The sequence below is a fragment of the Psychrobacter fjordensis genome, from assembly GCF_904845995.1.
In the GTDB taxonomy this organism is placed as follows: Bacteria; Pseudomonadota; Gammaproteobacteria; order Pseudomonadales; family Moraxellaceae; genus Psychrobacter; species Psychrobacter fjordensis.
On sequence record NZ_CAJGYP010000001.1, the window covers coordinates 312,834 to 332,602 of the forward strand.

The window sequence follows — 19,769 nt, forward strand, 5'->3', positions numbered from 1 at the left end:
ACCTAAGTCTTACGCATCATTAGTTAAATAGATTGCCACTCACATAAAATGCTAACTATGTCTAAAATCTATAGTAAATTTGCATAGTCAGCTTCTATCAGCAAGCAACTTGTTGCTAGAATGCAATAAACCGGACATTATACGCATGTTTAATGGATTAATAAAGCCCTGCATCTCACTCTTCTGTAGAAAGCTGATGAAAGGTATCACAAATTCATTAAGTAGTACATTTATATGTGAATTGCTTTTAATGAAACTACAGCTTGCCTTTTAGCGAGGCTAAAGCGGCAAAAGGATTTTCTGTTTCTTCTTCTTCTGGAATCTCACCAAACTGCTCTACCGTCATCTCACAGTCATCATGCTTTGGTGACATTGGCGTCTTGAGTAGTATCTCGTCTTCAACCAATTTCTTGAATGGCAATAGCTTCTCTGGTGATTGCTCTGTAATGATTTCATCAAGTAATAAATAATCTTGCTCTTCATTCACTAAGCGTACTTGGCCCTCTTTTTCGAGCAAAGCAATATTAAAATCGTCAGACAAATCGATAGACACTGGCTGCAGACAGCGCTGACAAGTTAGCCAAACCTGACCAGTCAATGTAAATGCCAAATGTAAGACATTATTACGGCGATATAAGCTAGCACTAAGCTGTATTTTTTCTTGCTCGTGTTCGGTAGCTAGAATAAGCGCCAGACGTTTGAACGCACTTGGCTCTACTTCTCCTGACCATTCATAACCAGTATCTGCCCACTTATCTAAAGAAATAGAATCGGGCATGCTGGTAGGTAACGGCACTTTTTTGTTATCAGTATGCATTGCTGACGGTTTACTTTCTGGAGTGCTTGACATGCGCGGCCTCATTCATCAAAACGGTGTATAATATTGCCTGCCATACTAACGGAAAGCATTGAATGACGCTAGCGCTAGTATGTTAATATTTTTGATATTGGCACGATTTAACATGACCTGTTCTTCGCCTTTATACTAAGGTGATAGTTTTCATTTTTACCACTTATCTGACCAGTATTTCACTTATGAATTCGTTTAACAATAAAATTGACTTTGCTAACTTACTCTCATCTTCTAAAGCAAAAATACTACTGAAATGTCTTACCGAGTTGGTCAGTGATATGAACTCTATCTCTGCCGATTCATCAAATTTTGAGAAGAATAAAGCGTTAGAGCGCCTGAGAAATGAATGGCAAGGCCTAGCTACTACCGAAACTGACGATAACGACCAACAATTAGCTGATAATAATGAGCGGGTAGCTACCGACTGGCTCATTCAATTATTCAATACTTTATTTGCTGATCAAAAGGTAATATTGGTTCGTAGTGAAGGTGAACCCGAATACTTTCCTGCCCAAAACAATGAACCCGCAAGAATTGAATTTGCTCATGGTTTTTTTGCCAGTGCGTTGCACGAGCTGAGCCATTGGTGTGTAGCCGGAGAAGCTCGTAGAAGGTTGCCAGACTTTGGCTACTGGTATGCACCAGATGGACGATCAGCAGCGCAGCAGCAGTCTTTTGAGCGCGTCGAAATTAAGCCGCAAGCATTGGAATGTCTATTTACTTTAGCTTGCGGGCGACCTTTCCAAGTATCGCAGGACAATTTATTTGCAGCGTTTGATACGAGTGATAGCACCTTCGAACATGACGTTTATCAACAAGCAGAACAGTATATTACTGAGCCTCAGACACTACCACGTGATGCTAAAATCTTATTACTTACTTTACTGAAGGTTTCCACATCCAATTCAACTAAATCAATGGCAATATAACTTTCAATGGTATGATTTTTATAACGTGAATGGTTAAGGATCTTATACGAACAATAACGCCTTGCCACTAAAGTTACATGTGCTATGCGCTATACTAATGATCAAATCCATATTTTAAACCAATAAACTTTATTAACGTTTAAAATATACTTTATGAATTATCCTCTGTATTAAACAGACTTAACACAGCCACCGAAACACTTATTTAAATGAAGAAAAACCTCATAATTATAAGATAAGGAAGCATTATGCAAGTATTCTATATTCACCCAGACAATCCACAGCCTCGATTGATTGAGCAAGTGGCTGACCTGCTACGTAAAGACCAACTGATCATCTACCCTACCGATACCAGCTATGCCTTTGGTTGTCGTCTGGGTGCCAAAGATGCGTTAGAAAAACTTAAACAAATTCGTGAGCTTGATGATAAACACCAATTTACCTTATTATGCCGTGACCTAAGTGAGATTGCTAATTACGCCACAGTAGATAATGTGCAGTTTAAACAGCTAAAAGCACATACCCCAGCACCTATTACATTCATCCTAAATGCCACAAAAGATGTACCAAAGAAACTGTCTCATGCCAAGAAAAAAACAATCGGTATCCGAGTACCGAGTAACGCTATTGCTCAAGCACTTCTAGAAGCTATGGATGAACCCATTTTAACTAGCTCACTAATCTTACCTAACCGTGATGACATACTTGACGATCCATTCGAGATTGAAGATATCTTGGGTAATCAAATTGATGGTCTAATCAATGCAGGTATAAAAACAACTAAGCTAACGACCATCGTAGATATGACTAGCAGCCAACCTGAGATTATCAGGCAAGGTGCTGCTGATGTTGATTCACTACTGCGCTAATAAAATTAATAATGTGATTAACCAAATTCAAGACATAAAAAAAAGCTCCAATTAATTGGAGCTTTTTTATGAATCATATATTCAGTATAAAACTAGTCACGATCAACTAATTCTACATATGCCATTGGCGCATTGTCACCATCACGATGACCGCATTTTACGATACGCAAATAACCACCTGGACGAGTCTGGTAACGAGGACCTAACGTGCCAAATAATTTGCCTACCATAGCTTTGCTACGCATACGGCTGAATGCTAAACGACGGTTAGCAACGCTGTCTTCTTTAGCCATAGTGATTAATGGCTCGGCAACGCGACGTAGTTCTTTAGCTTTTGGTAAAGTTGTTTTGATCAGTTCATGCTCAAATAATGAGTTAGTCATGTTCTGAAACATTGCCTTACGATGACTGCCGGTACGACCCAGCTTGACTCCACTCTTACGATGGCGCATAGTCAAAAATCCTTAAAGTTTAACGGCTACGATAAGAAAAGCGATCATCAACACGTAAATCAGCTGGTGGCCAGTTATCTAGGCGCATACCGAGCTCTAAATCTTTAGACGCTAAAACGTCTTTGATTTCAGTTAATGATTTCTTACCAAGATTTGGGGTTTTTAGAAGTTCAGTCTCTGAACGTTGTACCAAATCACCGATATAGTAAATGTTTTCAGCTTTCAAGCAGTTGGCTGAGCGAACCGTTAGTTCAAGATCGTCCACAGGGCGTAATAGCACCGGATCAACCTCTTCTTTCTCTTTCACAGGCTCAGGCGCTTCTTCAGCTTCTAGGTCAACAAAGATAGAAATCTGTTGTTGTAAAATAGTGGCTGCTTTACGAATTGCTTCTTCTGGATCTATAGTGCCATTAGTTTCAAGCTCAATGATAAGACGATCAAGATCAGTACGCTGCTCTACACGAGCGTTCTCAACCTGATAAGCAACACGAAGCACAGGACTAAAACTTGCATCAAGCTTTAAGCGTCCAATTGCTTTAGTATCACCATCTTCACGGCGCTGGTTTGCTGGCTCATATCCACGACCCATTACTACGCGCAAACGCATCTTAAGATGACCACGATCACTCAATGTACCCAATACCAATTCTGGATTGATGATGTCAACATTGTGCGGTAACGTGATATCTGCAGCAGTAATAGTGCCTGGACCTTGTTTATCCAAGGTCAAAAATACTTCATTTTGGTCATGAAGCGTAATTGCCAAGCCTTTTAAGTTCAAAAGCAAGTCAAGTACATCTTCTTGTAGCCCTTCAAGCGTAGAGTATTCATGGTCAACACCATCAATCTCGGCTTCAATGACTGCAGCACCAGGTAATGAAGATAACAAGATACGACGTAAGGCATTACCTAGGGTATGCCCAAAGCCGCGTTCTAACGGTTCGAGCGTGACTTTCGCAATCGTTTCGTTAACCGTGTCCACGTTAATGGCATTCGGCGTTAGAAACTCAGTTGCATTTAGCATCATGATGTCACCTCGATTTATTAAACTGGTTTAATTAACGTTAATTGCTCAATGCCATTTTCATGACATCGAGCAGTACGTCATTTACTTAGAGTATAGCTCAACGATCAAGCTTTCGTTGATTTCAGCAGGTAGATCAATACGATCAGGCGCATGTTTAAACGTGCCTTGTAGTTTGCTGTGATCAACATCTAGCCATTCTGGAATACCACGTTGTGTCGCTAGTTCAATAGCGTTTTTAATACGTAGTTGTTCGCGAGACTTCTCTTGGATAGCGATGACATCACCATCTTGAAGCTGAATTGATGGAATGTTCACACGAACAAACTCATCACGGCCAGCTTTCTTTACCATAACAGTACGATGACTAACTAGCTGACGTGCTTCTGCGCGAGTTGAGCCAAAGCCCATGCGATATACAACGTTATCTAGACGGCTCTCAAGCATGGCTAGTAGGTTTTCACCTGTAGCACCGCGCTTACGAGCAGATTCTTTATAGTAATTAGCGAATTGACGCTCTAGTACACCATAAATACGCTTAACTTTCTGCTTTTCACGCAGCTGTAGAGCATATTCAGAGGTCTTGTTACGGCTTACGCCATGTTGACCTGGTGGACGACCAGCTTTTTTCGTTTTTACGTCGTATGGTTTAACGCCAGACTTAAGGCCTAAATCCGTACCTTCACGACGTGATAATTTGAGTTTTGGTCCAATATAGCGGGCCATTGTTATGTCTCCTATAAGCTTTCAATATAAAAAGCTTCGTCTTTAATATTAGACGCGGCGCTTTTTCGGCGCACGGCAACCATTGTGTGGGATTGGGGTTACATCAGAGATGCTGTTGACTTTATAACCCAATGCACCTAGTGCTCTTACCGCAGACTCACGACCCGGTCCTGGTCCTTTGACCAAAACGTCGATATTCTTAACACCATATTCTTGGGCCGCTTTACCAGCGACTTCAGCTGCAACCTGAGCTGCAAATGGTGTAGATTTACGTGAACCACGGAAGCCTTGTCCACCTGAAGTGGCCCAAGCCAATGCATTACCCTGACGATCGGTAATCGTAACAATGGTGTTATTAAAAGACGCATGGATATGGGCTACGCCCTCCGATACTGAACGGCGAGTCACCTTTTTGCGACTGCGAGTGTCTTTTGCCATCTTTTAGCTTCCTAAGTTAATTATCTTTTGAGAGGGCGTGTCGGACCCTTACGAGTACGAGCGTTGTTCTTGGTGTTCTGACCTCTAACTGGTAGGTTACGACGATGGCGGATGCCACGGTAACAACCAAGATCAACTAAACGCTTAATATTCATTGAAACTTCACGACGAAGGTCACCTTCAGTCATGTAATTTGCAATTTGTGCACGGATAGCATCTAACTGTGTATCATCTAACTGACTGACTTTAGTAGTAGGGGCAATGCCAACTGCTTCTAAGATTTTCTGAGCAGTGGTACGACCTACACCAAAGATGTAAGTTAGTGAAATAACAGCATGCTTATTATCCGGAATGTTTACGCCGGCAATACGAGCCATTGATTTCTCTCCATTAAAGAAAAATAAGCGTTATCTAACGATAAGGCATTACTTTTCAGATTTGTTGCTGTCAATACTAAAGCCTTTGTAATCTCAATCTCTGCTTTGGTCTGATAACAGACTTATTCTTCGATAGTATTATAAAAGTTTTTGCATAAACTACGGCAAGTGGCGGATGATATCGCATCCGCCGTTATTTTTCAAGTATTAATTTAAATAGTAACAAAAACCTAAGGCTTTGTGATACTAAGTATTAACCCTGACGTTGCTTGTGGCGAGGTTCTGCTGTACAAATGATATGTACACGGCCTTTACGGCGCACAACTTTACAGCTACCACAAATCTTTTTAACTGATGCTTGAACTTTCATAGCATGCTCCTTGAAATATCGTACCGCTCATTTAAGATTGAGTGGGCGATTGAATTAACGTCTGATCATGATATTGATGGGTCATCAAATGCGCCTGAATCTGCGAGATGAAGTCCATTACCACAACCACCATAATCAGTAAAGACGTACCACCGAGTTGAAACGGCACACCAAACGATGACTGGACGACCATTGGCATTAAACAAATAACCGTCATATACATCGCGCCAATAAAGGTCAATCGGTTTAATACATGATCGAGGTAACGCTGAGTTTGTTGTCCTGGGCGAATACCTGGGATATACGCACCACTACGTTTAAGGTTTTCAGCTACTTCACGTGGGCTAAATACTAGTGCCGTATAAAAATAGCAGAAGAAAATAATCATTGCACCAAACAATACTAAATATAGCGGCTGCCCTGGAGACAATACTAACGCCATATTCTGCAATATTTTTTGTGTAAAGGTAGGATCGGTTGATTGACCAACCCACTGCCCTAAACTTGCTGGAAACAACAACAGAGAACTCGCAAAGATAGCAGGAATAACCCCTGCCATGTTTAGCTTCAACGGCAGATGAGACTGCTGCTGAGCATAAATTTTACGACCCTGTTGCTGCTTTTGTGCGTAGTTTACGGGAACACGGCGTTGAGCACGTTCAATATAAACAATGCCAGCAGTAACCGCTATACCTAGTAACACAAAAATAAATAGTACAATCAAGTTCATCTGACCTTGATTGACCTGTTCGATAGATTGCGAAATCATACCTGGCGTACCAGCCACAATGCTTGCAAAAATGAGCATTGAGATACCGTTACCTACACCACGCTCTGTAATCTGCTCACCAAGCCACATTAAGAACATAGCGCCTGCTACTAAAGAAGTAACAGCTGGAATATAGAAAGTAAGACCAGAAGATAAGGTAAGGTTTTGACTGATTAAGCCAGCACACATCCCTAATGACTGTACTAGGGCTAAAGCAAGCGTTCCCTGACGGGTATACTTGTTTAGCTTGCGTCGTCCCGCTTCACCCTCTTTTTTGAGGGCTTCAAGCGATGGCAATACCGCAGACATCATCTGTACAATAATCGATGCTGAGATATATGGCATAATACCAAGTGCCATAATAGACATACGCTCTAGTGCACCACCTGAGAACATATTAAACATGCTCAGAATAGTGTTTTCGTTGCGCGAAAACAGATCAGCCAAGTTAACCGGATTGATACCCGGTACTGGAATATGTGACCCTAAACGATAAACAATCAATGCGCCGATTAAGAATAATAAACGCGTCCATAATTCGTCATACTTGCGTATAAATGCAAATGGATTAAGCGGTATACCAGTCGATGACATTGATTGTTTTGACACGTTATTACTCCTCGATGCTACCACCAGCAGCTTCGATTGCTAGCTTAGCGCCTTTAGTCACTTTGATACCTTTAAAGGTATAAGCTTTAGTGACTTCGCCTGATAACATAACACGGGCACGCTTCATATCATGACGGATAAGGTTAGCAGCTTTAAGTGTTTCAATGCTAACAACATCGCCTTCAATTTGGTTTAGTTCAGACAGACGTACTTCAGCTGTCTTCATTGCCATTTTACTGGTAAAACCAAATTTAGGTAGACGACGATATAAAGGCATTTGACCACCTTCAAATCCTGAGCGTACGCTAGAACCTGAACGAGATTTCTGACCTTTTACACCACGACCACCAGTCTTACCAAGACCTGAACCGATACCACGACCACGACGTTGTGCAGTTTTCTTTGCACCAACACCTGGTGATAATTCATTTAATCTAAGACCCATTACGCTTCCTCCACTTTTACCATGTAGTTAACGCGATTTACCATACCACGAGTTGAAGGAGTATCTTCTACTTCAACAGTATGGTTAATACGGCGTAAACCCAATCCTTTCAAGCTCGCTTTGTGGCTCTTTAGGCGATGGGCACCCGATTTAAATTGAGTGACTTTCATTTTTTTCATCGTAACTCACCTAGTCTAAGTTAACCCAAGATTTCGTCTACAGATTTACCACGTTTAGCTGCCATCTTCTCTGGAGTTGACATATCACGTAAACCGTTAAACGTTGCGCGAACAACGTTAGCAGTATTGGTAGAACCATAACATTTAGTCAAAACATCTTTGACACCAGCAACTTCTAACACAGCACGCATTGCGCCACCAGCGATTACGCCGGTACCTTCAGATGCAGGCTGCATATAAACTTTACTAGCACCATGACGTGCTTTGATCGGATGATACAAAGTTGCATCATTTAGCTCAACAGTAATCATATTACGTTTGGCAGCTTCTAGTGCTTTTTGGATAGCAGCTGGCACTTCACGTGCTTTACCGCGACCAAAACCTACACGACCGTTGCCATCACCCACTACAGTTAGTGCAGTGAAAGAGAAAATACGACCACCTTTAACAACTTTTGCAACACGATCAACGGTAACTAAGCGTTCTACTAGACCGTCAGTCTGTTCATTTTTATCATTTTTATCATTTCTAGCCATGATTAAAACTCCAATCCGTTCTCGCGAGCTGCTTCTGCTAAAGCTTTAACTCGACCATGATATTTGAAACCACTACGGTCAAAGGCAACTTTAGTGATACCAGCTGCTTTTGCGCGTTCTGCGATCAATTGGCCTACAGACGTTGCTGCATCAGCATTACCAGTAGCGCCTGAGCGCAAGCTGACGTCTAAGGTAGATGCCTGAGCAATCACTTCACCACCGTTCGGAGAGATAATCTGGGCATACATATGTTTTGGCGTGCGGTTAACCGTTAAGCGATTAACGCCTAAAAAACGGATATGCGCGCGGGTTTTCTTAGCTCGACGCAGACGAGCTGCTTTTTTATCAAACATTTCAACTCACCTTATTTTTTCTTGGCTTCTTTGCGAATCACATGCTCGTCACTATAACGAATACCTTTGCCTTTATAAGGCTCAGGTGGGCGGAAACCACGGATATTAGCCGCTGCTTGACCAAGCTGCTGCTTATTGTTTGATTTCAAAACAATTTCAGTTTGCGTTGGGGTTTCAGCTGACACACCTTCAGGTAACGTATACTCTACTGGATGAGAGTAACCGACGTTCAAAGTTACTTTGTTGCCAGTAACTTGTGCGCGGTAACCAACACCAATTAATTGAAGACGTTTTACAAAGCCTTCATTCACGCCTGTAACATAGTTGTTAAGCAGAGCGCGCATGGTGCCAGTGTGCATCATAGCTTCTTTTGAATCGACTGTAGGTGAGAAAATGATAGCATCATCTTCCTGTTTCAGCTCGACCAATGCATGCAGGCGTAAAGACAAATTGCCGTTCTTGCCTTTAACTTCGACCTGCCGATCGTTCAAAGTAACGCTTACGCCATTTGGCAGCGTCACTGGGGCTTTAGCCACACGAGACATAGGAATATTCCTTAAAAAATTAACTTCTTTATATTAGCGAAAAAACTAACAGGCTAAAAAGCGTGTTAGTTTAGCATAGTTGACCGCGTTAGACACCTACCAATGTTAAATAATTCATCATTACCACATTGATAGAAGCCCAACAGCGTCAAATAGACTTTATCGTCGTGTAACTTACGCTACAAATGCGACGATTTCACCACCGATACCAGCAGCGCGTGCAGCACGATCGCTCATGATACCTTGGCTAGTTGATACGATAGCAACACCCATACCTTGCTTAACAGTAGGGATAGCGTCTTTACCGCGGAACTGGCGTAAACCAGGACGGCTAAAACGTTGAATAGTTTCGATGACAGCACGGCCTTCGAAGTATTTTAGTTCAATAGTAAGGCTTGCTTTGTTGTTTGCTTCTTCAGTAACAACGGCACTAGCCACATAACCTTCGCTAACTAGCAAATCAGCAATTGATTTACGTAATTTAGAGCTCGGCATTGCTACCGATACTTTGTTAGCCATTTGTGCGTTACGAATACGGGTTAGCATATCCCCAACGGTATCTTGCATACTCATATAGTTACCCCTTACCAGCTTGCTTTACGAACACCAGGCACATCGCCTTGCATGACACGCTCACGCAGCATATTGCGTGATAAGCCAAACTTGCGGAAGTAACCGTGAGGACGACCGGTGATAGCACAACGATTGCGCAGACGTACTGGTGATGAGTTACGTGGAAGAGCTTGTAGCTCTAACATCGCTTCCATACGAGTTTCGTCACTTGCAGTCATATCACTGATAGTTTCTTTTAGCTTGATACGCTTATCAGCGTACTTAGCAACCATTTTTTCGCGCTTCAATTCGCGGTTAATCATGCTCTTCTTTGCCATAACGTCTTTACCTTATTTAAATGGGAAGCCGAATGCTTTAAGCAACGCACGACCTTCTTCATCAGATTGAGCTGACGTGGTGATTGTCACATCCATACCGCGGATACGATCAATCTTGTCAAAATCTACTTCTGGGAATACAATTTGTTCTTTGATACCCAATGAGTAGTTACCACGTCCGTCAAAGGCTTTAGGTGAAAAACCGCGGAAATCACGAATACGAGGAATTGCAATGGCAACGAGACGATCTAAAAATTCGTACATTTGCTCACCGCGTAGCGTTACTTTACAGCCAATTGGCCATTCTTCACGAATCTTAAAGCCAGCAACTGATTTACGCGCTTTGGTGACAACAGGTTTTTGACCAGCAATTGCAGTCATATCAGCTACAGCACCTTCAAGCAATTTCTTGTCTTGAGACGCGCCGCCTACACCCATGTTAAGTGTGATTTTAGTGATTTTAGGCACTTGCATCACATTCGCCAAACCAAGCTCTTCTTGGATTTGCTGCTTTAATTTATCGTTATATAAAGATTTTAATCTTGCCATTACCATTACACCCTTAGTGTCTTACGCAGTCGCCACTACTTCACCGTTCGAACGATAGACGCGTTGTTTCTGGCCGTCTTCGCTGAACTGATAAGTAATACGATCAGCTTTTTGGGTTTGCGCATTTAATATTGCGACATTTGAAATATGTAGGAAAGCTTCTTGCTTAAGAATGCCGCCTTCAACGCCAGCTGCCTGATTTGGCTTCTGATGCTTAGTGACAATGTTAATGCCTTCTACTTTAATACGATCATTTTTTACAGCTTGTACAGTACCTTGCTTGCCTTTATCTTTACCAGCAATCACGATAACTGTATCGCCTTTACGTAATTTTGACATGGATTACCTCACAATACTTCTGGTGCTAGTGATACAATTTTCATAAACTGATCACCACGTAGTTCACGAGTTACCGGTCCAAAAATACGAGTTGCAATCGGTGCTTTGTTTTGGTTCAACAATACCGCAGCATTGTCGTCAAAACGTAACACAGAACCATCAGGACGACGAACGCCTTTTTTGGTGCGTACAACTACAGCATTCATCACGTCGCCTTTTTTAACACGACCACGCGGAATGGCTTCTTTAACCGTTACTTTAATAATGTCGCCAACTGATGCATAACGACGATGAGAACCACCCAGTACTTTAATGCACTGAACTCGTCTTGCACCGCTATTGTCTGCAACTTCCAGCATTGACTCAACCTGAATCATAGCGTTACTCCACACGTATGAGCAATAAAAACCAGTTGCTGCCGCTAGCACAGTATGAGTAGACGGCATTGTAATATAAATAACCGCGACTTACTCTTAATGTGAGTGATATACGCTCGGCGCAATCAGCATCCTTAAAAAGGCGGATATTTTAACAGCTTCTGGCTTTTAATGCAATTTACTTAGATTTTTTCTACTTTTTCAACCACATCAACCAAAGTCCAAGACTTGGTTTTTGAGATTGGACGCGTTTCTTTGATACGGACAAGGTCGCCTTGTTGGCAAACGTTGTTCTCATCGTGTGCTTTGATTTTCGTAGAACGACGAAGCTGTTTGCCATATAGAGGATGACGAACCAGACGCTCAATCAAAACTGTGATGGACTTGTCCATCTTGTCGCTGACAACTCGTCCTGTCAATACGCTAGCATTGGTAGCTGTTTGATTGTTATCGCTCATGAGTCGCCTCGTTGTTTCTCGTTAATCAAAGTCTGAAGCTGTGCAATCGTACGACGATTGCCACGTACTTCATGGGTATTACCCAACTGACCAGTTGCTTTAGCCATACGAATACGGAAAGCATCAAGTTGCTTTTCATCAAGTAACTGGGTCAGTTCTTCTAATGATTTATCACGTAATTCACTGATCTTCATTACATTATCGTCCGCTTAACAATGGTAGTTTTAAAGGGCAATTTTGCTGCAGCAAGTATAAATGCTTCGCGAGCAAGCTCTTCTGAGACCCCTTCGATTTCATATAACACTTTACCAGGTTTGATTTCGCATACCCAATATTCGACTGGACCTTTACCTTTACCCATACGTACTTCTAATGGCTTGTTGGTAATCGGTTTGTCAGGGAATACACGAATCCAAATCTTACCGCCACGCTTAATTTTACGAGTGATGGTACGACGTGCTGCTTCAATTTGACGGGCAGTCATACGACCACGAGTCAAAGATTTTAGACCAATTTGTCCGAATGCAACGGTGCTTCCACGATGAGCTAGCCCAGTGTTACGACCTTTGTGCATTTTACGAAACTTGGTACGTTTTGGCTGTAACATAGTTTAACCTCTGTCTGAGTTTCGACGATTTCCGTTTCCACGACCACGGCGTTTTGGCGCACGGGCCTGCTCTTCTTTAACGGGATTATATACACTGTTCATACCGTCAAGGATTTCGCCACGGAAAATCCAAACTTTAACACCGATAGTGCCGTAAGTTGTCTCTGCACGTACTGACGAATAGTCAATATCAGCGCGGAGTGTATGCAGTGGCACACGACCTTCACGGTACCATTCAGTACGAGCAATCTCAGCACCGCCAAGACGGCCAGACAACTCAACTTTAATACCTTTAGCACCAGAGCGCATGCTGTTCTGTACAGCGCGTTTCATCGCACGACGGAACATAACACGACGCTCAAGCTGGCTACTGATACCGTCTGCTACCAAACGTGCATCAAGATCAGGTGACGTGATTTCTTCAATGTTGACCTGAGCAGGTACGCCCATGATTTTGGTCAATTCTTTTTGAAGTCTTTCGATATCTTCGCCTTTTTTACCGATAACAATACCAGGGCGCGCAGTGGCGATGGTAATCTTAGCAGCGCCAGTAGGACGCTCGATCATAATGTTGCTGATCATAGCGTTGTCTAGCTTTTTGCGTAGATATTCACGAACTCTAATGTCGTTGATTAGGTATTCTGAGTATTGTTTAGGGCTAGCATACCAGTTTGCGTTATGCTTTTTTACAACACCAAGACGAATTCCGATTGGATGTACTTTTTGACCCATAACTTATTCCCCTACCTTAATAGTGATGTGACAGGTACGCTTACTGATACGATCAGCGCGGCCTTTGGCACGTGGTAGGATACGTTTTAGCGTAATGCCTTCATCAACGTAGATAGTTGATACTTTAAGAGTATCGATATCTAGACCGTTGTTGTTTTCGGCATTGGCGATGGCTGAGTTAAGACATTTCTTAACAAACACAGCGCCTTTTTTATTACTATACGTTAGGATATCCAAAGCACGCTCGATAGATTTGCCACGAACTTCATCAGCAACGAGTCTAACTTTTTGTGCCGATATGGCGGCACCGCGTAATTTTGCAGTTACTTCCATGATAAGCACCTTATTTCTTAGCTTTTCTGTCAATGCCATGACCACGATACGTACGAGTCGGGGCAAATTCACCTAGTTTATGACCAACCATCTGTTCGCTCACGATAACCGGTACATGAGTACGGCCGTTGTGAACAGATAAAGTTAGGCCAACCATTTGTGGCAAAATCATCGAGCGGCGCGACCAAGTCTTAATTGGCTTGCGTGAGTTGGTGTCTAATGCATTCTCAACTTTAGCAAACAAATGCGCGTCTATGAATGGACCTTTTTTCAATGAACGAGGCATGAAATTCTTCCTTTATTTCTTCTTGGCGCGACGGCGGATGATCATGTTGTCAGTACGCTTATTGCTACGCGTTTTAAGTCCTTTAGACTTCTGACCCCAAGGGCTAGTTGGATGGCGACCTTTGTTACGACCTTCACCACCACCATGTGGGTGATCAACCGGGTTCATAGCGACACCACGAACTGAAGGACGAACACCACGCCAACGTGAAGCACCGGCTTTACCAAGTGATTTCAAGTTGTTTTCAGTGTTAGAAACTTCACCGATAACAGCACGGCAATTCACGTGTACGCGACGAGTTTCGCCAGAACGCAAACGTAGAATAGCATAAATACCGTCACGACCTAATAACTGAACACTAGCACCCGCTGCGCGAGCCATCTGTGCACCTTTACCGATTTTGAGTTCGATATTGTGAATAACAGTACCCAATGGGATGTTTTTCAGTGGTAAACAGTTACCTGGACGGATTGGTGAAGTTTCACCTGACATTACTGTATCACCAACTGCTTGTTTTTTAGCAGCGATGATGTAACGGCGTTCGCCATCAGCGTACTTAAGTAGTGCAATATGTGCAGTACGGTTAGGATCGTATTCAATACGCTCTACCGTGGCTGGGATATTGTCTTTAGTACGTTTGAAATCGATAATACGATAATGTTGCTTATGACCACCGCCAATGTGACGAGTAGTAATGCGGCCATTATTGTTACGACCACCGGTCTTGCTTTTTGATTCTAGAAGCGCTGCAAACGGACGACCTTTATAAAGGTGTGGATGCACTACTTTTTCAACAAAACGACGGCCTGGTGATGTTGGCTTTGCTCTTACGATAGGCATGAGTGTAATCCTTATTCGTTATTCGCTGTTTCACTAGTAGAAGCAGTCGTGTTCGCGACCTCTTCACCAGCATCAGCCATTTGTACATCTTGACCAGCTTTTAAGGTAACATAGGCTTTTTTGTAGTCATTACGACGGCCGATGCTTTTACCAAAACGCTTTGTCTTACCTTTAACATTCAAAGTGTTTACTTTTAATACTTCAACACCTTCAAACATCATCTCAACTGCTTTTTTAACTTCAAGCTTAGTAGCCTTAGAGTCAATTTTAAATACCTGCACACCAAGTGAGTCGCCAAGCATTTGAGATTTCTCTGAGAATACAGGTCCTCTTAGGATCTGATAAAGTCTTGCGTTATTCATGCTAGTGCTTCCTCAAATTGTTTCGCAGCTTCAACTGACATGATTACTTTGTCAAAAGCAATCAAGCTCACTGGGTCAACTTCACTTGTATCAAGTACGTTGACATGTGGAATGTTGCGAGCGGCTAAGTATAAGTTTTCGTCAACTTCTTTAGTGACGATTAATGCACGAGGTGCACCAAGCTCATTTAACTTTGCGATCAGCTCTTTGGTCTTAGGACCAGAAACGCTCAACTCTTCTACCAAAATCAGACGCTCTTGGCGAATCAATTCGGCTAGGATGCACTGCATCGCACCGCGATACATCTTACGGTTTACTTTCTGTGACCAATCTTGTGGTTTGGCCGCAAATGCACGTCCGCCCCCACGCCAGATTGGGCTACGAATAGAACCCGCACGAGCGCGACCAGTACCTTTTTGGCGCCATGGCTTAATACCACCGCCAGAAACTTCGGCACGGGTTTTTTGTGCGCGTGTACCTTGGCGAGCACCAGCTAAATAAGCGGTGACGACTTGATGCACTAGTGCTTCGTTGAATTCACGACCAAATGCCGTATCAGAAAGCTCAACCGCCGCACCTGTAACTGTTTTTAAATCCACGTTAATCCCCTTGCTTAGGCTTTGACTGACGGACGTACGATAACATCGCCACCGGTGGCACCTGGGATAGCACCCTTGATGACAAGTAACCCTTTTTCGGCATCAACCGAAATCACTTCTAGGCCTTGAACGGTAACGCGTTTGTTACCCATCTGACCCGCCATCTTTTTGCCTTTGAATACTTTACCTGGTGACTGGTTCTGACCAGTTGAACCATGTGCACGATGAGATACTGAGTTACCATGAGTCGCATCTTGCATACTAAAGTTGTGACGCTTTACAGGACCCTGGAAACCTTTACCTTTACTGTTTCCTGTAACATCAACCATCTGACCTTGTTCGAATAAGTCAGCAAGAATCTCGCCACCAATCTCACGACCTTCAAGATCGCTTTCGTTGGCACGAAATTCCCAAACACCACGACCAGCGGCAACGCCAGCTTTAGCGAAGTGACCTTTCTGTGCAGCTGTTACGCGGCTGTCACGACGGGTACCTGTGGTAATTTGGATGGCTTGATAACCATCTACATCAGTATTTTTTACTTGAGTAATGCGGTTTGCATCGACCTCAACCACTGTTACAGGGATAGATACACCTGCTTCAGTGAAGACACGGGTCATGCCGCATTTTTTACCGACTAAACCGATCGCCATTTTAGACCTCTTTATATCTTATATTAATGGGTTGGGTGTGTAATGTGCATTAACCCAAAGCAATTTGAACGTCAACACCCGCCGCTAAATCTAATTTCATCAGCGCATCCACAGTTTTATCAGTAGGCTGAACGATATCAACCATGCGCTTGTGAGTACGGATTTCGTACTGGTCACGCGCGTCTTTGTTAACGTGTGGTGAGGTTAGAACGTTGAAGCGCTCAATGCGAGTCGGCAACGGTACAGGACCACAAACTTGCGCACCGGTGCGCTTTGCAGTATCAACGATCTCTTGTGCAGATTGATCGATCAGACGATGATCAAAAGACTTAAGACGGATACGGATTCTCTGGTTAGCCATGCCAGCAAGCTCCTAATATGTGCTTTTGTCATTCTTGCTTTGCAAAGATATGATCAAAAGCCGTTTGGTTAAATATTCACTTAAAGCGGCATTCTGTTCTTAACCAGAATATGTTCTTTATCAGAACCAATAGCGTGCTAAAAGCGAAATAGTTTAAAGCCCCACCAACCCTTCCATTATCGGATGTTAGTAGAGGCATAATGAAATAGTGCTAGAAACGATGCTCTAGCTGTCATAGCGCCAGCTGTTTGATTGGCTGCGCATATATAATTCAGTGGTGTATATTATACATAGTATTTCGTTCATTGCAAGGGCTATATCTATAGCAAATCCAGATATTACGCTTTATAAACAATGCTATCTATTTCTAATAATTACCTTTATCTCTATTAGTAGTGGCAAGTGTATCAATCTAAAACGATGTCGTATTGCTCTTGAGTGTAAAGATTTTCTACATCAAAAGTGATGACTCTACCTAACAAATACTCTAAATCTGCGACTGTGTCCGACTCTGAAGTTAGTAACAAGTCAATAACGGCTGCATGTGCCACTACGGTGAACTTTTTGGGAGAGTTATAAGTACGAGCACAACGCATAATTTCACGGAATATCTCAAAACAGACCGTCTCGGCAGTTTTTACAAACCCACGACCTTGACAGGTCGAACATGGCTCACAGAGCTGCTGCCCCAATGACTCCCGTGTACGTTTACGGGTCATCTCTACCAAGCCAAGCTCACTGACTTGCGTAATCTTAGTTTTGGCATAATCTTGCGTGAGCTGTGATTGTAGGCTCTCAAGCACATCATCTTTATGCTGCTGTTCAAGCATATCGATAAAGTCCAAGATGATAATGCCGCCTAGATTCCGTAGGCGCAACTGACGGGCAATGGCATGAGTGGCCTCTAGATTGGTTTTATAAACCGTGTCTTCTAAAGAGCGACCACCAACGAAAGACCCTGTATTAACATCTATCGTCGTCATTGCTTCGGTCTGGTCAATAATGAGATAGCCACCCGACTTTAGGTCGACACGGCGCTTCAAAGCATCTTTTAAGTCATCTTCGACACGGTGTACATCAAAGAGTGATTGCTCAGCGGTATAGTGTACGATTCGGTCATACACAAAAGGAACAAACTCTTTAGCAAAGTATCTGACTTGCTCATAGATTTGCTCATTATCGATGATAACTTTTTCGGTGTCAGCATGTACCAAGTCGCGGATTGAGCGTAATGGTAATGCTAACTCTTGATAAATCAGCTCTGAGCTTTGATGATGATTGATTTCTTGGCGACGGGCACAGATAGTACGCCAAAGCTGCAATAGGTAATAAATGTCTTCTTCGAGCTTATCAACAGAGACACGTTCAGCAGCAGTACGAGCGATGAGACCACCCTTTAGATTGACCGTCTGCATCAAGCTAGTCAGCTCAGTCTTTAGACGAGTACGTTCCTCTTCACCATCGATGCGCTGAGATATACCGATATGTTCACTTGATGGCAGATACACCAAGTAGCGTGACGGTAGTGATACATTGGTGGTTAAACGAGCGCCTTTGCTGCCCAATTGATCTTTTGTCACCTGTACTAAGATACGTTGGCTTTCGTGCAAACGATGTTGAATGAGTGTTTTAGAAGCTTGTATAACTTCCGTACTCTGAGTGTTGACTATCGGTAGTGTGACGTCCAAATCATCTGTAGCACTTTCTATCGCGCCATTGGTTTGATTTTTGGCAGTGTCAGTCGCTTTCTTTACTGCACGAGGCTCACGCTGCATATCATTGACATGTAAGAATGCTGTGCGCGACTGCCCGATATCAACGAATGCCGCCTGCATTCCAGGTAGGACACGTACGACTGTACCTAGGTAAATATTACCCACCAACCCCAGTTTATGATGACGTTCAATATAAATCTCGCCCAAGATGCCGTTGTCTAGTACTGCGACACGGGACTCCATTGGACTAATATTAATCAGCAGCTCTTCGGACATAATGTTTTCTCTTATCTCTCAGCTTTCTTGTTAGACGTTCATCGCCTATTATCTTTATAGTGTAACAAATGCGGCTTGCTCTCGCCCATTACTCTCACGTGTCATTATGTGCAGAGAAGTGGCGACTGATTTCTCGCTAATAAACCCTCTCTACACAGATTTATCTTATCTATTTAATCGAGATTCGCATCGGTAAGCGTTTTAATTAATGCCAGCGTTTGCGAAAGCGGTAAACCAACAACATTGGTATAGCTGCCATTGATACTGCTGACCCATGCCGCACCTAGGCCTTGTATGCCATAACCACCAGCTTTATCAGCAGGCTCACCACTATCCCAATAGTTACTCATCATCTGTGGTGTCAGCGGGATAAAGCTCACTTCTGTACGTTCAGTGATTTGCTGCTGCTTGATAATCTGGAAAGCTGGGTGGTTCGTTGATGCATTATGTTTTGACACATCGTGCTCTGATGTTGTGGGCAACAGCTGTATGTGAGTTGCTTGAACCGCGGTCCATACTTCATGAACACTATCAGACATTTGCTGCCACATACTATAAGCATGCTCGCGATCGATTGGTTTGACCAAAACCGTTTTACCGTCTGGCAGTACACCAATGGTGTCAGACGTTAAGATGAGAATCTGCTCAGCAAGGTCGCCTTTATTCTTGTTTATCGTCTCATTTAGCTTTTGTATCGCAGCCTCGGCTTTGGTGACGACCATGCGCTCGATATAGTCTTTTGGCGATTCGTTATCATAGTGCGTTTCATCAATATCCACGCTCAAGATACTAAAATCCAGTTGCGCTCTTTCTAATAACTCACGACGACGTGGCGAACCAGATGCTAAAACGATATCCATCGCAACTCTCTTTATAGTAAGTTCATGTGTGTTTAATATTGAAAAATCTTATTGGTTA

The 19,769-nt window shown here is 42.9% G+C and carries 33 protein-coding genes; 2 read left to right on the forward strand and 31 right to left on the reverse strand.

What is annotated here, in order from left to right; all coding sequences use genetic code 11:
* Positions 1-256 precede the first annotated feature (256 nt).
* Complete coding sequence (locus JMW61_RS01280; RefSeq protein ID WP_110923957.1) at positions 257-850, reverse strand: YceD family protein; 594 nt, start codon at positions 848-850, stop codon at positions 257-259.
* Between the two features lie 185 nt (positions 851-1,035).
* Here JMW61_RS01280 and JMW61_RS01285 point away from each other — a divergent pair, with 185 nt between their 5' ends.
* Both JMW61_RS01285 and JMW61_RS01290 read left to right on the forward strand, forming a co-directional pair.
* Complete coding sequence (locus JMW61_RS01285; RefSeq protein WP_201548771.1) at positions 1,036-1,782, forward strand: elongation factor P hydroxylase; 747 nt, start codon at positions 1,036-1,038, stop codon at positions 1,780-1,782.
* Between the two features lie 248 nt (positions 1,783-2,030).
* On the forward strand, positions 2,031-2,651 hold the full coding sequence (locus JMW61_RS01290) for an L-threonylcarbamoyladenylate synthase (protein ID WP_110923955.1): 621 nt from the start codon (positions 2,031-2,033) through the stop codon (positions 2,649-2,651).
* Between the two features lie 92 nt (positions 2,652-2,743).
* Here JMW61_RS01290 and rplQ read toward each other — a convergent pair whose 3' ends face one another.
* The 30 genes from rplQ to JMW61_RS01440 form a co-directional block, all read right to left on the reverse strand.
* Positions 2,744-3,103: a 50S ribosomal protein L17 gene (rplQ, locus tag JMW61_RS01295; protein ID WP_010196736.1), complete on the reverse strand. Its 360-nt coding sequence runs from the start codon at positions 3,101-3,103 to the stop codon at positions 2,744-2,746.
* Positions 3,104-3,122: 19 nt separating this feature from the next.
* Positions 3,123-4,130, reverse strand: coding sequence for a DNA-directed RNA polymerase subunit alpha (locus JMW61_RS01300; protein WP_011279808.1), 1,008 nt, complete (start codon positions 4,128-4,130; stop codon positions 3,123-3,125).
* Between the two features lie 81 nt (positions 4,131-4,211).
* Positions 4,212-4,853, reverse strand: a complete 642-nt coding sequence (gene rpsD / locus JMW61_RS01305) for a 30S ribosomal protein S4 (RefSeq protein WP_110923954.1) — start codon at positions 4,851-4,853, stop codon at positions 4,212-4,214.
* A 48-nt stretch (positions 4,854-4,901) separates the two neighbouring features.
* On the reverse strand, positions 4,902-5,291 hold the full coding sequence (gene rpsK / locus JMW61_RS01310; protein WP_058368279.1) for a 30S ribosomal protein S11: 390 nt from the start codon (positions 5,289-5,291) through the stop codon (positions 4,902-4,904).
* A gap of 20 nt (positions 5,292-5,311) precedes the next feature.
* Positions 5,312-5,668: a 30S ribosomal protein S13 gene (rpsM, locus tag JMW61_RS01315; protein ID WP_010196723.1), complete on the reverse strand. Its 357-nt coding sequence runs from the start codon at positions 5,666-5,668 to the stop codon at positions 5,312-5,314.
* A 253-nt stretch (positions 5,669-5,921) separates the two neighbouring features.
* A complete protein-coding gene (rpmJ, locus tag JMW61_RS01320) occupies positions 5,922-6,038 on the reverse strand; it encodes a 50S ribosomal protein L36 (RefSeq protein WP_010196721.1) in 117 nt (38 codons plus the stop codon).
* A gap of 31 nt (positions 6,039-6,069) precedes the next feature.
* Positions 6,070-7,401, reverse strand: a complete 1,332-nt coding sequence (secY, locus tag JMW61_RS01325; protein ID WP_181416317.1) for a preprotein translocase subunit SecY — start codon at positions 7,399-7,401, stop codon at positions 6,070-6,072.
* Between the two features lie 19 nt (positions 7,402-7,420).
* Complete coding sequence (gene rplO, locus JMW61_RS01330) at positions 7,421-7,861, reverse strand: 50S ribosomal protein L15 (RefSeq protein WP_110923952.1); 441 nt, start codon at positions 7,859-7,861, stop codon at positions 7,421-7,423.
* Positions 7,861-8,040, reverse strand: coding sequence for a 50S ribosomal protein L30 (gene rpmD, locus JMW61_RS01335; RefSeq protein WP_010196714.1), 180 nt, complete (start codon positions 8,038-8,040; stop codon positions 7,861-7,863). Before rpmD ends, rplO begins: the two co-directional genes overlap by 1 nt.
* A gap of 20 nt (positions 8,041-8,060) precedes the next feature.
* Positions 8,061-8,576: a 30S ribosomal protein S5 gene (gene rpsE / locus JMW61_RS01340; protein WP_010196711.1), complete on the reverse strand. Its 516-nt coding sequence runs from the start codon at positions 8,574-8,576 to the stop codon at positions 8,061-8,063.
* Between the two features lie 2 nt (positions 8,577-8,578).
* Positions 8,579-8,929: a 50S ribosomal protein L18 gene (gene rplR, locus JMW61_RS01345; protein WP_110923951.1), complete on the reverse strand. Its 351-nt coding sequence runs from the start codon at positions 8,927-8,929 to the stop codon at positions 8,579-8,581.
* A gap of 11 nt (positions 8,930-8,940) precedes the next feature.
* Positions 8,941-9,474, reverse strand: coding sequence for a 50S ribosomal protein L6 (rplF, locus tag JMW61_RS01350; protein ID WP_201548773.1), 534 nt, complete (start codon positions 9,472-9,474; stop codon positions 8,941-8,943).
* A gap of 174 nt (positions 9,475-9,648) precedes the next feature.
* Complete coding sequence (rpsH, locus tag JMW61_RS01355) at positions 9,649-10,047, reverse strand: 30S ribosomal protein S8 (RefSeq protein ID WP_110923949.1); 399 nt, start codon at positions 10,045-10,047, stop codon at positions 9,649-9,651.
* A gap of 11 nt (positions 10,048-10,058) precedes the next feature.
* Positions 10,059-10,364, reverse strand: a complete 306-nt coding sequence (rpsN, locus tag JMW61_RS01360; RefSeq protein ID WP_021813378.1) for a 30S ribosomal protein S14 — start codon at positions 10,362-10,364, stop codon at positions 10,059-10,061.
* A gap of 12 nt (positions 10,365-10,376) precedes the next feature.
* Complete coding sequence (gene rplE / locus JMW61_RS01365; protein WP_110923948.1) at positions 10,377-10,913, reverse strand: 50S ribosomal protein L5; 537 nt, start codon at positions 10,911-10,913, stop codon at positions 10,377-10,379.
* A gap of 21 nt (positions 10,914-10,934) precedes the next feature.
* On the reverse strand, positions 10,935-11,252 hold the full coding sequence (gene rplX, locus JMW61_RS01370) for a 50S ribosomal protein L24 (RefSeq protein WP_110923947.1): 318 nt from the start codon (positions 11,250-11,252) through the stop codon (positions 10,935-10,937).
* Positions 11,253-11,260: 8 nt separating this feature from the next.
* Positions 11,261-11,629, reverse strand: coding sequence for a 50S ribosomal protein L14 (gene rplN / locus JMW61_RS01375; protein WP_010196702.1), 369 nt, complete (start codon positions 11,627-11,629; stop codon positions 11,261-11,263).
* Between the two features lie 182 nt (positions 11,630-11,811).
* Positions 11,812-12,087, reverse strand: a complete 276-nt coding sequence (rpsQ, locus tag JMW61_RS01380) for a 30S ribosomal protein S17 (protein ID WP_021813375.1) — start codon at positions 12,085-12,087, stop codon at positions 11,812-11,814.
* The gene (gene rpmC, locus JMW61_RS01385; RefSeq protein ID WP_110923946.1) at positions 12,084-12,281 is read right to left on the reverse strand and encodes a 50S ribosomal protein L29; all 198 of its coding nucleotides are present in this window, start codon (positions 12,279-12,281) and stop codon (positions 12,084-12,086) included. Before rpmC ends, rpsQ begins: the two co-directional genes overlap by 4 nt.
* A complete protein-coding gene (gene rplP / locus JMW61_RS01390; protein ID WP_110923945.1) occupies positions 12,281-12,694 on the reverse strand; it encodes a 50S ribosomal protein L16 in 414 nt (137 codons plus the stop codon). Before rplP ends, rpmC begins: the two co-directional genes overlap by 1 nt.
* Before the next feature lie 3 nt (positions 12,695-12,697).
* Positions 12,698-13,426: a 30S ribosomal protein S3 gene (rpsC, locus tag JMW61_RS01395; RefSeq protein ID WP_110923944.1), complete on the reverse strand. Its 729-nt coding sequence runs from the start codon at positions 13,424-13,426 to the stop codon at positions 12,698-12,700.
* Positions 13,427-13,429: 3 nt separating this feature from the next.
* Positions 13,430-13,759, reverse strand: coding sequence for a 50S ribosomal protein L22 (gene rplV, locus JMW61_RS01400; protein ID WP_010196689.1), 330 nt, complete (start codon positions 13,757-13,759; stop codon positions 13,430-13,432).
* Positions 13,760-13,769: 10 nt separating this feature from the next.
* Positions 13,770-14,045 (reverse strand): 30S ribosomal protein S19, encoded by a 276-nt coding sequence (gene rpsS / locus JMW61_RS01405; RefSeq protein WP_021813372.1) that lies wholly within the window; start codon positions 14,043-14,045, stop codon positions 13,770-13,772.
* 12 nt (positions 14,046-14,057) lie between these two features.
* Entirely contained in the window at positions 14,058-14,885 is an 828-nt protein-coding gene (gene rplB, locus JMW61_RS01410) for a 50S ribosomal protein L2 (RefSeq protein WP_110923943.1), read from the reverse strand.
* 11 nt (positions 14,886-14,896) lie between these two features.
* Positions 14,897-15,247, reverse strand: a complete 351-nt coding sequence (gene rplW / locus JMW61_RS01415; RefSeq protein WP_011279789.1) for a 50S ribosomal protein L23 — start codon at positions 15,245-15,247, stop codon at positions 14,897-14,899.
* The gene (rplD, locus tag JMW61_RS01420) at positions 15,244-15,846 is read right to left on the reverse strand and encodes a 50S ribosomal protein L4 (RefSeq protein WP_110923942.1); all 603 of its coding nucleotides are present in this window, start codon (positions 15,844-15,846) and stop codon (positions 15,244-15,246) included. Before rplD ends, rplW begins: the two co-directional genes overlap by 4 nt.
* Before the next feature lie 14 nt (positions 15,847-15,860).
* Entirely contained in the window at positions 15,861-16,499 is a 639-nt protein-coding gene (rplC, locus tag JMW61_RS01425; protein ID WP_194198034.1) for a 50S ribosomal protein L3, read from the reverse strand.
* 49 nt (positions 16,500-16,548) lie between these two features.
* Positions 16,549-16,860, reverse strand: a complete 312-nt coding sequence (gene rpsJ, locus JMW61_RS01430; protein WP_010196670.1) for a 30S ribosomal protein S10 — start codon at positions 16,858-16,860, stop codon at positions 16,549-16,551.
* A 407-nt stretch (positions 16,861-17,267) separates the two neighbouring features.
* Positions 17,268-18,851, reverse strand: a complete 1,584-nt coding sequence (locus JMW61_RS01435; RefSeq protein WP_201548775.1) for an Rne/Rng family ribonuclease — start codon at positions 18,849-18,851, stop codon at positions 17,268-17,270.
* 173 nt (positions 18,852-19,024) lie between these two features.
* Positions 19,025-19,711, reverse strand: a complete 687-nt coding sequence (locus tag JMW61_RS01440) for a Maf family protein (protein WP_201548777.1) — start codon at positions 19,709-19,711, stop codon at positions 19,025-19,027.
* Positions 19,712-19,769 lie beyond the last annotated feature (58 nt).

What these genes read in the sequence shown, in the direction of transcription:
- JMW61_RS01280 (WP_110923957.1), bottom strand. Translation starts at nt 850, where the DNA reads ATGTCAAGCACTCCAGAAAGTAAACCGTCAGCAATGCATACTGATAAC.
- JMW61_RS01285 (WP_201548771.1), top strand. Translation starts at nt 1,036, where the DNA reads ATGAATTCGTTTAACAATAAAATTGACTTTGCTAACTTACTCTCATCT.
- JMW61_RS01290 (WP_110923955.1), top strand. Translation starts at nt 2,031, where the DNA reads ATGCAAGTATTCTATATTCACCCAGACAATCCACAGCCTCGATTGATT.
- rplQ (WP_010196736.1), bottom strand. Translation starts at nt 3,103, where the DNA reads ATGCGCCATCGTAAGAGTGGAGTCAAGCTGGGTCGTACCGGCAGTCAT.
- JMW61_RS01300 (WP_011279808.1), bottom strand. Translation starts at nt 4,130, where the DNA reads ATGATGCTAAATGCAACTGAGTTTCTAACGCCGAATGCCATTAACGTG.
- rpsD (WP_110923954.1), bottom strand. Translation starts at nt 4,853, where the DNA reads ATGGCCCGCTATATTGGACCAAAACTCAAATTATCACGTCGTGAAGGT.
- rpsK (WP_058368279.1), bottom strand. Translation starts at nt 5,291, where the DNA reads ATGGCAAAAGACACTCGCAGTCGCAAAAAGGTGACTCGCCGTTCAGTA.
- rpsM (WP_010196723.1), bottom strand. Translation starts at nt 5,668, where the DNA reads ATGGCTCGTATTGCCGGCGTAAACATTCCGGATAATAAGCATGCTGTT.
- rpmJ (WP_010196721.1), bottom strand. Translation starts at nt 6,038, where the DNA reads ATGAAAGTTCAAGCATCAGTTAAAAAGATTTGTGGTAGCTGTAAAGTT.
- secY (WP_181416317.1), bottom strand. Translation starts at nt 7,401, where the DNA reads ATGTCATCGACTGGTATACCGCTTAATCCATTTGCATTTATACGCAAG.
- rplO (WP_110923952.1), bottom strand. Translation starts at nt 7,861, where the DNA reads ATGGGTCTTAGATTAAATGAATTATCACCAGGTGTTGGTGCAAAGAAA.
- rpmD (WP_010196714.1), bottom strand. Translation starts at nt 8,040, where the DNA reads ATGAAAAAAATGAAAGTCACTCAATTTAAATCGGGTGCCCATCGCCTA.
- rpsE (WP_010196711.1), bottom strand. Translation starts at nt 8,576, where the DNA reads ATGGCTAGAAATGATAAAAATGATAAAAATGAACAGACTGACGGTCTA.
- rplR (WP_110923951.1), bottom strand. Translation starts at nt 8,929, where the DNA reads ATGTTTGATAAAAAAGCAGCTCGTCTGCGTCGAGCTAAGAAAACCCGC.
- rplF (WP_201548773.1), bottom strand. Translation starts at nt 9,474, where the DNA reads ATGTCTCGTGTGGCTAAAGCCCCAGTGACGCTGCCAAATGGCGTAAGC.
- rpsH (WP_110923949.1), bottom strand. Translation starts at nt 10,047, where the DNA reads ATGAGTATGCAAGATACCGTTGGGGATATGCTAACCCGTATTCGTAAC.
- rpsN (WP_021813378.1), bottom strand. Translation starts at nt 10,364, where the DNA reads ATGGCAAAGAAGAGCATGATTAACCGCGAATTGAAGCGCGAAAAAATG.
- rplE (WP_110923948.1), bottom strand. Translation starts at nt 10,913, where the DNA reads ATGGCAAGATTAAAATCTTTATATAACGATAAATTAAAGCAGCAAATC.
- rplX (WP_110923947.1), bottom strand. Translation starts at nt 11,252, where the DNA reads ATGTCAAAATTACGTAAAGGCGATACAGTTATCGTGATTGCTGGTAAA.
- rplN (WP_010196702.1), bottom strand. Translation starts at nt 11,629, where the DNA reads ATGATTCAGGTTGAGTCAATGCTGGAAGTTGCAGACAATAGCGGTGCA.
- rpsQ (WP_021813375.1), bottom strand. Translation starts at nt 12,087, where the DNA reads ATGAGCGATAACAATCAAACAGCTACCAATGCTAGCGTATTGACAGGA.
- rpmC (WP_110923946.1), bottom strand. Translation starts at nt 12,281, where the DNA reads ATGAAGATCAGTGAATTACGTGATAAATCATTAGAAGAACTGACCCAG.
- rplP (WP_110923945.1), bottom strand. Translation starts at nt 12,694, where the DNA reads ATGTTACAGCCAAAACGTACCAAGTTTCGTAAAATGCACAAAGGTCGT.
- rpsC (WP_110923944.1), bottom strand. Translation starts at nt 13,426, where the DNA reads ATGGGTCAAAAAGTACATCCAATCGGAATTCGTCTTGGTGTTGTAAAA.
- rplV (WP_010196689.1), bottom strand. Translation starts at nt 13,759, where the DNA reads ATGGAAGTAACTGCAAAATTACGCGGTGCCGCCATATCGGCACAAAAA.
- rpsS (WP_021813372.1), bottom strand. Translation starts at nt 14,045, where the DNA reads ATGCCTCGTTCATTGAAAAAAGGTCCATTCATAGACGCGCATTTGTTT.
- rplB (WP_110923943.1), bottom strand. Translation starts at nt 14,885, where the DNA reads ATGCCTATCGTAAGAGCAAAGCCAACATCACCAGGCCGTCGTTTTGTT.
- rplW (WP_011279789.1), bottom strand. Translation starts at nt 15,247, where the DNA reads ATGAATAACGCAAGACTTTATCAGATCCTAAGAGGACCTGTATTCTCA.
- rplC (WP_194198034.1), bottom strand. Translation starts at nt 16,499, where the DNA reads ATGGCGATCGGTTTAGTCGGTAAAAAATGCGGCATGACCCGTGTCTTC.
- rpsJ (WP_010196670.1), bottom strand. Translation starts at nt 16,860, where the DNA reads ATGGCTAACCAGAGAATCCGTATCCGTCTTAAGTCTTTTGATCATCGT.
- JMW61_RS01435 (WP_201548775.1), bottom strand. Translation starts at nt 18,851, where the DNA reads ATGTCCGAAGAGCTGCTGATTAATATTAGTCCAATGGAGTCCCGTGTC.
- JMW61_RS01440 (WP_201548777.1), bottom strand. Translation starts at nt 19,711, where the DNA reads ATGGATATCGTTTTAGCATCTGGTTCGCCACGTCGTCGTGAGTTATTA.